Below are 11,457 nucleotides of genomic sequence, written 5' to 3'. Positions count from 1 at the left end.
GGCTAATATCATAGCAGTTTTCATGGTAGATAAACTCTCATTACATGATGCTCTATCAAAGGCTTTTCTTTAACCATGCACAAAGCTTTTGGTGTGACTTCAGTAAGCGGTTTTAAGCGATCACCGCGTCCGGCGGCTAATATCATAGCAGTTTTCATGGTAGATAAACTCTCATTTGCAGAAATTGGAAAAATGGGCGTAATTCATCATAAATTTCTGTACATTCAAGTACATATTTTAGGGTTAAAGGTAAATCTTTAAGGTATCCGGGTTTGTTATCTCGTAAATGCAAACGACAAAAGATTCCTAAAACCTTTAAGTGCCTTTGTAAGCCACAAAGATCAAATGCACGAATAAATTCAGACAAAGAATAATTTTTAGTCAAAGAACTTTGTGTGTAGAAAAATTCAACCCATTCTAAAACCTTACTTCGTGGCCAGGAAATATAACAATCTTTAAGCAAAGAAACCAAATCATAAGTGAGGGGACCACGCATTGCGTCTTGAAAGTCAATAACCCCCAAAGTTGATTCTGATTGGTTTCGTACAAGCATCAGATTGCGAGAGTGATAATCACGGTGAATAAAGGTTAATGGTTGCTGGGCTACCTCTGCGGCAATCCATTCCATAGTTTGTTGGACTAAATTGCGTTCATCCTGATTGAGTTCCAAGGCAAGATACTCATTAAAAAACCATTCAGGACATAAATTCATTTCTTTAAGCATATGGGATTTATCAAAGGGGGCAAGGAACGGATCACTAATTGGGCACGTTTGAATTTTAAATAGAGTTTTTATGGCATCATGATAATGATCATCCACTGTTTCAGGATGAAGCGCATTCAAAAGAAGTTGATCCCCTAAATCACTTAATAATAAGAATCCATTTTCTAAATCCATCGCAAGAATTTTGGGAGTATGAACCTCCGCGTTCTCCAGAGTTTGCGCAATATGTATAAAAGGGCTGAGATCTTCTTTTCCAGGAGGTGCATCCATAATCACGCGAGTGAGTCCGTTGTATTGAAGACGGAAATATTTTCTAAAACTGGCATCTCCAGCCAAAGGAGCTAACTGAAAATCGTCCAGTTTTAGAGTATCAATTAACCATTCTTTCAGTGCGTTTTCTCTTGCATGCATGGTATACTTCCCCATCATTATTTCTGGTTGTAACTTATAACTAAGATCACTTCGCTCATTTATTGAGAGAATAAAGAAGCGAGTTGCGGATGAACTTTTACCGCAATAATCTCATGCGAGTATGGCGATCAAAAGTGATTAGTTACATATTTTTGTGCATAATAAGGCATTTTATTATCCGTGAACAAGATTTCATTCAAATGGTTCTTGATGAGCATATTTACGACCTTACTTATTTTGCTCATGGTAATTTATCATGCGTTGGCCTACTCCGCCTCTTTGATTGATGAACCAGTTCAAGCGTGTGTTATAGCACGTGATGTTGATTTAACTGATGCAGTAAGAGCAAAGTTTGCCCAATGTTTGGGGTGGCAAGCAGATCAAAGTTCTCCTATTTGCCTTGGCTCCTATCAACCCCTTACGGTTACACCTCTGGCTTCACCTGATGAAATAAGGATTATGGCGGATCGAGTTTCCTTTTATCAAGATAAACCGTCCACTTTGAAAGGACATGTGGAAATCCAGCAAAACCAGAGAATAGTCAATGCACAAACTGCATATGTATATCGAGATCCCCAAAGCAAGCAAATTACAAAAATCGAGTTCCTGGGTGATGTACGTTATCTGGAACCTGATAAATTATTGATTGCTCGTAAGGCTACGATAAACCCTCAGGATAAATCGGGTCAAACTGAAGATGTCATCTATCGTTTTAATACCAATAAACGTACTGCCATATTGCCTGCATGGGGAAGGGCTGGTTTAATGCAGCGCTTTCCTAATTCGGATTACCTATTGCGTCAGGCGACTTACACTACATGCGCCCCGCAAGATAAAGCCTGGGATCTTGAGGCTAAATCAATTGTTATTGATAATAAGAAAAAGATGGGCGTTGCCAGAAATGTTACATTACGCATTCGTGAACATCCTGTTCTTTATGTGCCCTATTTAAGTTTTCCTACAACTAAAGAACGTAAATCAGGCTTTTTAATGCCTTTGGCAGGATATTCCAATGTAGGTGGTTTTGATTTAGGACTCCCTTATTATTGGAATATTGCACCTAATTATGATCTGACTTTAACCCCGCATCTTTATACTAAGCGGAATGTTATGTTAGGTGGTGAGTTCCGGTATTTAACTACGAACAGTGCTGGAATAATTGTTGGGAACTTTTTGCCGGATGACGCTGCTTACCGAAATTTTTTGAACAGCCATGCTGAGCAATTTCCTTCTTTTAACGATAAATCAACAAATCGGTGGCTTTTCGGTTTTCTTGATACGACACAATTTACTCCCAATTTACGCTTAAATGTGAATGTTCAACAAGTTTCTGATGATTACTATTTTCAGGATTTTAGTTCTAATTTAGCTCTGATTACTCAAAGGCAATTATTGCGTCAAGCTGATTTAACCTATTCAACAGAGCATTGGACTTTTAAAGGTATGGCCCAAAGTTTTCAAACCTTACACCCAATTAATGAGACACCTATTGCTGATCAATATGAACGGTTGCCGCAACTATATGCTCACGGCTATTATTATGAATTGCCCGGAGAGGTTAATTTAAATATAACCGGGCAGTATGATCAGTTTTTTTGGCCAACATCAACGTTGCAGGATCCAATAATAGGAATGACCCCGGGGCTGATTCCAGGAGTAGAAATGCCACAAGGTCCCCGATTTCATTTTAATCCGGTACTTTCTTCACCCCAACGAACTAATTGGGGATTTATTACTCCATCAGTAGAGTTTGTAGAAAATTATTATCAGGTTCGGAACGATTGGCATGATAAACACACTGAATATAATCGTTTTATTCCACGTTTCGGTGCTCATGGTGGTTTATTTTTTGATCGTAATTTTAATTGGAAGGGGAGCTCGTATACGCAAACCTTAGAGCCCAGCTTATTTTATTTGTATGTTCCTTATTATGATCAAAGTCAGCTGCCTATCTATGATACGGCTAATATGATTTTTAATTTTGATCAACTTTTTAGAACCAATCGTTTTTCAGGGTTTGACCGAATCGGTGATGCCAATCAATTAACTTATGCATTGACTTCCCGTTGGTTGTCAGAAGAAACGGGTGCTGAGCGTGCGAGCTTTTCTATTGGCCAAATCAAATATTTTACGAATAGAAACGTACAGCTGTGTCGTAGCCTAACTGGTTCTTGTATTGCAAATCCGTTGGAAATTGGACAATTGTCCCCGTTTTATGGTGTTTCACCTATAGCGTCGCGGGCAGTTTATCATTTCAACCCCGCCTTGAAAATTTTGGGTGATTATGTATGGGATCCTGCCACCTCTGCGACAAACAATGGCGGATTGAATTTACATTATCAACCGAAACAAAATGCAATTATTAATTTGGGTTACAGTTACTTAGTTAATGGAGATGTGACAAAAGTTAGGAATGATGCAGGAGTAGATAACTCGTTGCACCAAGGATTAATTTCTGTTTCTTGGCCAATAAGTGATCGATGGAGCACTATTGGTGCATACAGCCATAACATAAGTAAAGATTACAGCATGATGTCTTTATTAGGGATACAATATGATAGTTGTTGTTGGGCAGCACGAATTTTAGGAGGAAGAACGTTTAAGAGTTTAAATGCTGAATTCTTGCCTCAATATAATAACAATATCTATTTGCAAATTTTATTAAAAGGCTTAGGATCAGTAGCAAATAGTGATCCTGGTAGTGTATTGAACACTTATATTCCGGGATATGATGATCCATTTCGTCGTTAAACCAAATAATGGTATAAAGTGAAGCGAAGTCGCTTGTGTTTTGGATAAAAATAACCTAAATTGCTCGAAAAAAGTAATAAGGATTAAGGCATGTATAAAAAAATAACCCTTGTATGCATATTGTTTGCTGCCATTGGGGTCTCAGAAGCAAAACAATTATTGGATAAGGTGGTTGCTGTCGTTAATAATGGAGTAATCACTTCAAGTGAACTCAATAAACAAGTTGAGTTAACAAAAAAACAAATTATTGCACAAAAAATGCAAGTTCCAGCGGATTCAGTATTACGTAAGCAAGTACTTCAGCACTTAATTGATGTGAATGTGCAATTGCAAATGGCAAAACAACATGGCCTTACTGTAGATGATACCGAATTAAATCAGGCGATTGAAAAAATAGCAGTAGCAAACCATGCTACTCTGACCCAATTACGTGAAGAAATTATTAGACAAGGAATGACTTGGGAAGAATATAGAGAAAATATTCGTAAAGAGATACTTCTTTCTAACTTACAGCAAAAAGCAGTAGGAAGAGAGGCTGCGGTTACGAATGAACAAGTTGAGCAATACCTTAAAACAGAAGGAACAATTGTCAATCGTTCTGCGCTCACCTATCATCTTCAAAATATAGTTATTCCATTAAACGAGGAACCTACACCTGAAGAAGTAAAAAAAGCTAGAAGCACCGCCGAATCTTTGTTGAAAAAGATAAAAAAAGGTGAGGACTTTAGCCGTTTGGCTATAGAAAATTCCAGTGGTGAATTTGCATTGGAAGGGGGGGATTTAGGTGACCGTCATTTAGCAGAGTTACCTGAATTATTTGCAAAGGAAGTAGTGAATATGAAAGCGGGACAAGTAGCTGGCCCCCTACGTGCAGGTAATGGATTTCAGTTAATTAAACTGGTATCCATTGGCGGAGACAATCAACATCATGTCATTACTAAAACACATGTTCGCCATATTCTGTTAAAGCCTGATCCAAGCATGCTTCCAGAAGACTCAAAGAAACAAGTGAATAATATTTACCAGCAGCTAAAAGCAGGGAAGGATTTTGCACTCATGGCAAAACAATACTCCTTGGATTCAGCCAGCGCGGTTAAAGGTGGTGATTTGGGTTGGGTGTCGCCAGGAATATTAGTTCCTGAGTTCGAGAAAGCTATGGATAAGCTGGCTGTAAATGAAATTAGTCCTCCTGTAAAATCACAATTTGGCTGGCATCTTATTCAAGTGCTTGGCCGTAAGAAAGAAGATGATTCAGAAGCTTTTAAAAAGCAGCAAGTGCGACAGTTTTTACAACAACGGAAGTTTGCTGAAGCAGTACAAAATTGGCAGCAACATATACGTTCGGATGCTTATGTTAATATTGTTGACAAGGAACTGGCGTGAAGCCACTCCTCATTAGTAGCGGAGAGCCAGCAGGAATTGGTCCTGATTTGTGTTTGGCTCTCGCAAAGTATGATTTCCCCATTGTGATATTAGGGGATCAGGCGGTATTGGAGGCAAGAGCGAAAGAATTAAATTGTTCCATTTATTTTAACCCATACCAAAGCGGACAAGAGATCAAACCGAAACATGATCATTTAACAGTGCTTTCGGTAACTTGTCCTGCTCCAGTCCAGAGCGGTTGTCTTAATCCCCAAAATGCCCCGTATGTTATCGAACTATTAACCCAGGCTGCAGCATTATGTGGTCGCGGTGAATTTTCGGGGGTAATTACTGCGCCCGTGCACAAGGCAAATATTAACGAATCAGGCATTCCATTTAGTGGCCATACTGAATTTTTTTCCCAATTCTTCAAAAAAGACGTGGTGATGATGTTGGCCTGTAATGAGATGAAAGTGGCTTTAGTTACTACACATCTTCCTTTACGTAGGGTACCGGATGCAATTACTTCAGAACTGATTATTAAAGTAATTACCCAGGTACATCAATCGTTGATCCGAGATTTTAATATTAAAGAACCCTGCATTAAAGTAGCGGGTTTAAATCCTCATGCAGGAGAGTTGGGTTATTTGGGTCGCGAAGAAATTGAGATAATTACTCCTGCGATAACGCTCTTACAAAAAAAAGGTATTAATGTTCAGGGACCTATGCCTGCGGATACTCTGTTTATTAGAAGCCATTTACAAAATTGTGACGCTTTTGTTGCTATGTATCATGATCAGGGGTTACCAGTAATTAAGTATGCTGATTTTCATAATGCAGTGAATGTGACTTTAGGATTGCCAATAATACGCACTTCGGTAGACCATGGTACTGCCCTGGAATTAGCAGGCAAAAAACTGCTCGATGCAGGGTCAATGTTTGCTGCCGTGGATATGGCAAAGACCATGGCTATATCGAGGATGAGTTCATGATAAGTTTAATTGCCGCAATTGATGAAGCAGGGGGCTTAGGCTTCAACAATCAGTTACTCTGCCATTTACCTGCTGATTTACAACATTTTAAATCAATTACTATGGGCAAACCCATCATCATGGGCAGAAAAACATTTGCTTCTATAGGAAAACCTCTGCCAGGAAGACTAAACATTATATTAAGTCACAGTATGACCTCAATTGAGGGTGCTTCTGTATTTAATTCCTTAGAAAAAGCAATCATTCAAACTCAAGAGTTTCCTGAGATTATGATTATAGGCGGAGCGGAACTGTTTGCTGAGGCAATGAATAAAGCTGGTCGCTTATATATAACACGAATACATCATCAATTTATTGCAGATGTTTTTTTTCCAGAAATTGATGAATCAATATGGCACTGCCATGAGAAACAGTTCAGGCCACACGATGAAAAAAATAAATATGATATGACCTTTTATACCTATGAGCGTATTTAATAATAATTATCATTATCTAAGAGATAGAGTACAGAAAATAACTCCAATCCTCAGTTTTAAATCTTCTGCATGACGATACCTTCTAAGAATATTTCAACGTGTCATTAATTGAATGTGGGGTTTTTCTACTCCAATTAAATGCAAAAAATGTCCAACATGGGCATGTAAAGATCGATCTGGACTGCAGTCGATAAGCAAAAGAAAACAATTAAAAAAAAATGAAAAAAGTGTTTGACACAGGGAACGAAATCAGTAGAATACGCAGCACGCCTTCGGGGCGGGTTCATTAAGAAGAGAGAAGACAAACTGTGTGGGCACTTTAGAAACCTTTGAGTGCTTAGAAGAAAATAGAAGTAAAGAAGCTAGTTTTAAACTGGCACAGGAATTGAACTGAAGAGTTTGATCCTGGCTCAGATTTTCCCGGGCCTTGTACACACCGCCCGTCACACCATGGGAGTGGGCTGCACCAGAAGTAGATAGTCTAACCTTCGGGGGGACGTTTACCACGGTGTGGTTCATGACTGGGGTGAAGTCGTAACAAGGTAGCCGTAGGGGAACCTGCGGCTGGATCACCTCCTTAAATTAAGAGCACTAAAGACTTTAAAGTGCCCACACAGTTTGTTTTCGAGATAATGAAGAAACCCAACCGCGCCTGAGAGGGGGCGGGAAGATGCTTAGTAAAGCGAGAGCGAAGCGCGAGCGGGAAGCTCACGCGAGGCGAAGCATTTTTCGAGAGGTTTTTCTTTAATCAAGGCGCAAGCACGAGCGAGAGAGGGAGCATACATCAGTATGTGACTGAACGAGGGAGTGATTGCAACGCAGAGTAAAGAAAAAAATCGAAGAAAAAGAGGGGTCGTAGCTCAGCTGGGAGAGCACCTGCCTTGCACGCAGGGGGTCAGGAGTTCGATCCTCCTCGGCTCCACCAAATTAGAGGGTTTTTTCATTAGGATTATCCAGATTAAAGTGCTTTTTTTGAGGGTATTTTAATCTGGAATAGCCAGGCGTTCATTAAAAATTTGGGTAAATGAAGAGGTAACACAAGCGACTTGTATTGAAGTAAGCATGTAATCTGCGGTAATTGAGATTATATGGTCAAGAAGAGAAGCGCAAACGGTGGATGCCTTGGCAGTAAGAGGCGAAGAAGGACGTGGAATCCTGCGAAAAGCTCTGGTGAGCTGGAAACGAGCGTTTAACCAGAGGTATAATGCCTGACAATCAATGCAAAACCAGTTTTCCTGGCGACCATAGCGGTTTGGAACCACCTGAATCCATCTCGAACTCAGAAGTGAAACGAACCCGCGCCAATGATAGTGTGAGGTTTCCTCATGTGAAAGTAGGTCATCGCCAGGGTTTTATTTAAGTGATAAAGAAAAATTAAAATATCACTATAATGCTTGTATTATTCAAGCAAAGCGTACATGCTGGCGTAGCTCAGTTGGTAGAGCAACTGACTTGTAATCAGTAGGTCCCGGGTTCGATTCCTGGTGCCAGCACCATCTTATTAGGTTGGCCGTTAACTAAATGTTGACATTCTATTCATCTTAAAAGACAATAGCGTTCTTTTTGGAGGGGTTCCCGAGCGGTCAAAGGGATCAGACTGTAAATCTGACGGCTCTGCCTTCGAAGGTTCGAATCCTTCCCCCTCCACCAGTTAAAAGAAGGATAAAAGCGGGTGTAGTTCAATGGTAGAACTTCAGCCTTCCAAGCTGATAGCGTGGGTTCGATTCCCATCACCCGCTCCAAATTAGAAATAGAACATATTTGCTTGTTTCAATGAGTCAGCAAGCTAATATAAGCCCACATAGCTCAGGCGGTAGAGCACTTCCTTGGTAAGGAAGAGGTCGTTGGTTCGAGTCCAGTTGTGGGCACCATAATGTCAATTAGCAATGGGGAGACTTTCCAATGGCGAAGGAAAAATTTGAACGTAAGAAGCCACACGTAAACGTGGGCACGATTGGTCACGTAGACCATGGTAAGACTACATTAACAGCAGCGATTACCACGATTATGGCAAAGAAGTTTGGTGGTACAGCAAAAGCATATGACCAGATTGATGCTGCTCCAGAAGAGCGGGAGCGTGGTATTACTATTTCTACAGCACACGTAGAATACGAATCAGCGAACAGACACTATGCACACGTAGATTGCCCAGGACATGCTGACTATGTTAAGAACATGATTACAGGTGCGGCACAAATGGACGGAGCGATACTCGTAGTATCTGCTGCTGATGGTCCAATGCCACAAACCCGTGAACACATATTATTATCACGCCAAGTAGGTGTTCCATATATTGTGGTGTTCATGAACAAAGCAGATATGGTAGACGATCCTGAGTTATTAGAATTAGTTGAGATGGAAGTTCGTGACTTGTTAAGCAGCTACGATTTTCCTGGGGATGATATTCCAATTGTTGTTGGTTCAGCGTTGAAAGCGTTGGAAGGTGATGACAGTGAGATTGGTGTTAAGGCGATTGAGAAATTGGTTGAGACTATGGACTCATACATTCCTGAGCCGGTACGCAACATTGATAAAGCATTTTTATTACCAATCGAAGACGTATTCTCTATTTCTGGACGTGGAACAGTAGTAACTGGACGTGTAGAAAGCGGGATTGTAAAAGTGGGTGAAGAAATTGAGATTGTTGGAATTCGCGACACTCAAAAAACCACTTGTACAGGTGTTGAGATGTTCCGTAAGTTGTTGGATGAGGGTCGAGCTGGTGATAACGTAGGTGTGTTATTACGTGGAACCAAGCGTGACGAAGTTGAGCGTGGCCAGGTATTAGCCAAGCCAGGCACAATTAAGCCTCATACCAAATTTGAAGCAGAAGTATACGTGTTATCAAAAGAAGAAGGTGGGCGACATACACCATTTTTCAATGGATACAGACCACAATTTTATTTCAGAACGACAGACGTAACTGGAACATGTGATCTTCCATCTGGAGTTGAAATGGTAATGCCTGGTGATAACGTACAATTGACCATTAATCTTCATGCACCTATTGCGATGGACGAAGGTTTACGTTTCGCAATTCGGGAAGGTGGTCGTACTGTTGGCGCCGGTGTTGTTGCGAAAATCATCGAGTAATAAAGATAAATTGTGTTGGCATGAGTTATCAATTCATGCCAATTAATTTAGGCCAGTAGCTCAATTGGCAGAGTGGCGGTCTCCAAAACCGCAGGTTGGGGGTTCGATTCCCTCCTGGCCTGCCAACATACAAGTGAATATGAAAAGTTCGAACGAAAACCAAAACAAGACTAAAGATATTTTCTCATGGATGACTGTAGTTCTTATAACTGCAGCGGCTTTTATTTGTACATATTACTATACTTTTTCAGGCCCAATCCTATCAATAATATGGCTCATGTGGCTATTATTGACCTTGTTTTTTGGCTACATGACATCTTCAGGTAAACAAGTATTTAAATTTGCTCAAGAGTCAAAAGTTGAATTATTAAAAGTCGTTTGGCCAACTCGCCAAGAAACGATACAGACAACAACTATTGTTATTGTGATGGTTGGAGTGACTGGATTTATACTCTGGGGTATCGATTCAGTAATGATGTGGGCAATTGCTAAAATAACGCATTTAGGGTGAATTTGGTGGAAGAACACAAATCGAAACAATGGTACGTTGTACATGCCTATTCAGGTTATGAGAATTTCGTTATGCGCGAAATCAAATCTCGAGCTCAACATCACAATTTAGATGATAAAATTGGCGAGGTTGTAGTCCCTTCTGAAGAAGTGGTTGAAATGCGTTCGGGTCAAAAACGTAAAAGTACGCGTAAGTTTTTCCCTGGCTATGTATTGGTGAACATGGTTATGGATGATCAAACATGGCATATGATAAGAGCGATCCCAAGAGTTCTAGGCTTTATTGGTGGAACCAGCCAAACACCTACACCTATTACAGATAAAGAAGCTCGTGCAATTATGCAGCGTGTTGAAGATGGTGTTACTAAACCAAGACCCAAGATCCTATTTGAACCAGGCGAAGTAGTTCGCGTTAAGGAAGGTCCTTTTGTTGACTTTAACGGGGTAGTAGAAGAAGTCAACTATGAGAAAAATCGATTAAGAGTAGCTGTCTTGATTTTTGGACGATCTACTCCAGTAGAACTTGAATTTAGTCAAGTAGAGAAAACTTAGTTCGCTAAGGTGCCCTGATAACTCGTTTAAATAATAAGTTTAAGCAAGAGTTTCGGGGTTATTTTGTGTAAAAAAGGGGAGCCAGAATTTAAAAAAAGAAAGCAATTCATGCTTTTCTATGACACTGGCGTATGACCCATGAGGAGTAAATATGGCAAAAAAAGTAGAAGCTTATATTAAGTTACAAATTCCAGCAGGTAAGGCAAACCCAAGTCCGCCTGTAGGCCCAGCTTTGGGTCAACGTGGTGTTAATATTATGGAATTCTGCAAAGCTTTTAACGCAGCAACGCAACAAATGGAGCAAGGATTACCCACTCCAGTTGTAATTACTGTGTATAGTGATCGCAGTTTTACCTTTGTTACTAAAACTCCACCAGCTTCTGTTCTTCTGAAAAAAGCTGCAGGTATTCAAAGTGGAAGTGGTACACCCAACACTAAAAAAGTGGCCAAACTTAATGTCAAACAACTTGAGGAAATTGCGAAGGTTAAAGAACCTGATTTAACTGCAGCAAGCTTAGCGGCAGCAGTTAGAAGTATTGCAGGTACTGCGCGCAGTATGGGTATTGACGTTGAAGGCTTAGAGTAA

General features: G+C 40.2%; 9 protein-coding genes, 6 tRNA genes, 1 rRNA gene, 1 pseudogene and 1 other annotated feature. Of the genes and pseudogenes, 15 read left to right on the top strand and 2 right to left on the bottom strand.

Translation table 11 applies throughout. The features are described 5' to 3' along the window. Positions 1 to 32 precede the first annotated feature (32 nt). Together LXO92_RS17100 and LXO92_RS17095 are read right to left on the bottom strand one after the other, a co-directional pair. A pseudogene (locus LXO92_RS17100) lies at positions 33 to 158 on the bottom strand (sugar phosphate nucleotidyltransferase); the annotation flags it as partial. Beyond that, the gene (locus LXO92_RS17095; RefSeq protein ID WP_182350709.1) at positions 155 to 1,135 is read right to left on the bottom strand and encodes an aminoglycoside phosphotransferase family protein; all 981 of its coding nucleotides are present in this window, start codon (positions 1,133 to 1,135) and stop codon (positions 155 to 157) included. The pseudogene LXO92_RS17100 and the gene LXO92_RS17095, both read right to left, overlap by 4 nt. A 210-nt stretch (positions 1,136 to 1,345) precedes the next feature. Between LXO92_RS17095 and LXO92_RS17090 the strand changes: the two genes are divergently transcribed. From LXO92_RS17090 to rplK, 15 genes are all read left to right on the top strand, one after another. Continuing rightward, entirely contained in the window at positions 1,346 to 3,886 is a 2,541-nt protein-coding gene (locus LXO92_RS17090; RefSeq protein WP_232891335.1) for an LPS-assembly protein LptD, read from the top strand. 90 nt (positions 3,887 to 3,976) lie between these two features. Continuing rightward, on the top strand, positions 3,977 to 5,269 hold the full coding sequence (locus LXO92_RS17085) for a peptidylprolyl isomerase (protein WP_182350707.1): 1,293 nt from the start codon (positions 3,977 to 3,979) through the stop codon (positions 5,267 to 5,269). Next, positions 5,266 to 6,240: a 4-hydroxythreonine-4-phosphate dehydrogenase PdxA gene (gene pdxA, locus LXO92_RS17080; RefSeq protein ID WP_182350706.1), complete on the top strand. Its 975-nt coding sequence runs from the start codon at positions 5,266 to 5,268 to the stop codon at positions 6,238 to 6,240. Before LXO92_RS17085 ends, pdxA begins: the two co-directional genes overlap by 4 nt. Next, on the top strand, positions 6,237 to 6,716 hold the full coding sequence (locus LXO92_RS17075; protein WP_182350705.1) for a dihydrofolate reductase: 480 nt from the start codon (positions 6,237 to 6,239) through the stop codon (positions 6,714 to 6,716). Before pdxA ends, LXO92_RS17075 begins: the two co-directional genes overlap by 4 nt. Positions 6,717 to 7,054: 338 nt before the next feature. Then, positions 7,055 to 7,296 (top strand) — a sequence feature (16S ribosomal RNA rRNA prediction is too short). Positions 7,297 to 7,565: 269 nt separating this feature from the next. Continuing rightward, positions 7,566 to 7,641, top strand: a tRNA-Ala gene (locus tag LXO92_RS17070). Between the two features lie 309 nt (positions 7,642 to 7,950). After that, positions 7,951 to 8,066 (top strand): 5S ribosomal RNA (gene rrf, locus LXO92_RS17065). A gap of 70 nt (positions 8,067 to 8,136) precedes the next feature. Next, a tRNA-Thr gene (locus tag LXO92_RS17060) sits at positions 8,137 to 8,212 on the top strand. Between the two features lie 69 nt (positions 8,213 to 8,281). Beyond that, positions 8,282 to 8,366, top strand: a tRNA-Tyr gene (locus LXO92_RS17055). A gap of 18 nt (positions 8,367 to 8,384) precedes the next feature. After that, positions 8,385 to 8,458: transfer RNA gene (locus LXO92_RS17050), tRNA-Gly, on the top strand. Positions 8,459 to 8,511: 53 nt separating this feature from the next. Beyond that, positions 8,512 to 8,587 (top strand) — tRNA-Thr (locus LXO92_RS17045). A gap of 31 nt (positions 8,588 to 8,618) precedes the next feature. Continuing rightward, a complete protein-coding gene (tuf, locus tag LXO92_RS17040) occupies positions 8,619 to 9,809 on the top strand; it encodes an elongation factor Tu (protein ID WP_019233360.1) in 1,191 nt (396 codons plus the stop codon). Between the two features lie 49 nt (positions 9,810 to 9,858). Continuing rightward, a tRNA-Trp gene (locus LXO92_RS17035) sits at positions 9,859 to 9,934 on the top strand. Positions 9,935 to 9,948: 14 nt separating this feature from the next. Next, positions 9,949 to 10,320 (top strand): preprotein translocase subunit SecE, encoded by a 372-nt coding sequence (gene secE, locus LXO92_RS17030; RefSeq protein ID WP_182350704.1) that lies wholly within the window; start codon positions 9,949 to 9,951, stop codon positions 10,318 to 10,320. A 2-nt stretch (positions 10,321 to 10,322) separates the two neighbouring features. Then, positions 10,323 to 10,871 (top strand): transcription termination/antitermination protein NusG, encoded by a 549-nt coding sequence (gene nusG / locus LXO92_RS17025; protein WP_182352886.1) that lies wholly within the window; start codon positions 10,323 to 10,325, stop codon positions 10,869 to 10,871. A 151-nt stretch (positions 10,872 to 11,022) separates the two neighbouring features. Then, the gene (gene rplK / locus LXO92_RS17020) at positions 11,023 to 11,457 is read left to right on the top strand and encodes a 50S ribosomal protein L11 (RefSeq protein ID WP_182350703.1); all 435 of its coding nucleotides are present in this window, start codon (positions 11,023 to 11,025) and stop codon (positions 11,455 to 11,457) included.

The organism is Legionella resiliens (genome assembly GCF_021344005.1).
In the GTDB taxonomy this organism is placed as follows: Bacteria; Pseudomonadota; Gammaproteobacteria; order Legionellales; family Legionellaceae; genus Legionella; species Legionella resiliens.
Note: the sequence above shows the minus strand (reverse complement) of the source record. Positions and strands in the feature narration are given on the sequence as shown.

What these genes read in the sequence shown, in the direction of transcription:
- LXO92_RS17095 (WP_182350709.1), bottom strand. Translation starts at nt 1,135, where the DNA reads ATGCATGCAAGAGAAAACGCACTGAAAGAATGGTTAATTGATACTCTA.
- LXO92_RS17090 (WP_232891335.1), top strand. Translation starts at nt 1,346, where the DNA reads ATGAGCATATTTACGACCTTACTTATTTTGCTCATGGTAATTTATCAT.
- LXO92_RS17085 (WP_182350707.1), top strand. Translation starts at nt 3,977, where the DNA reads ATGTATAAAAAAATAACCCTTGTATGCATATTGTTTGCTGCCATTGGG.
- LXO92_RS17075 (WP_182350705.1), top strand. Translation starts at nt 6,237, where the DNA reads ATGATAAGTTTAATTGCCGCAATTGATGAAGCAGGGGGCTTAGGCTTC.
- tuf (WP_019233360.1), top strand. Translation starts at nt 8,619, where the DNA reads ATGGCGAAGGAAAAATTTGAACGTAAGAAGCCACACGTAAACGTGGGC.
- secE (WP_182350704.1), top strand. Translation starts at nt 9,949, where the DNA reads ATGAAAAGTTCGAACGAAAACCAAAACAAGACTAAAGATATTTTCTCA.
- rplK (WP_182350703.1), top strand. Translation starts at nt 11,023, where the DNA reads ATGGCAAAAAAAGTAGAAGCTTATATTAAGTTACAAATTCCAGCAGGT.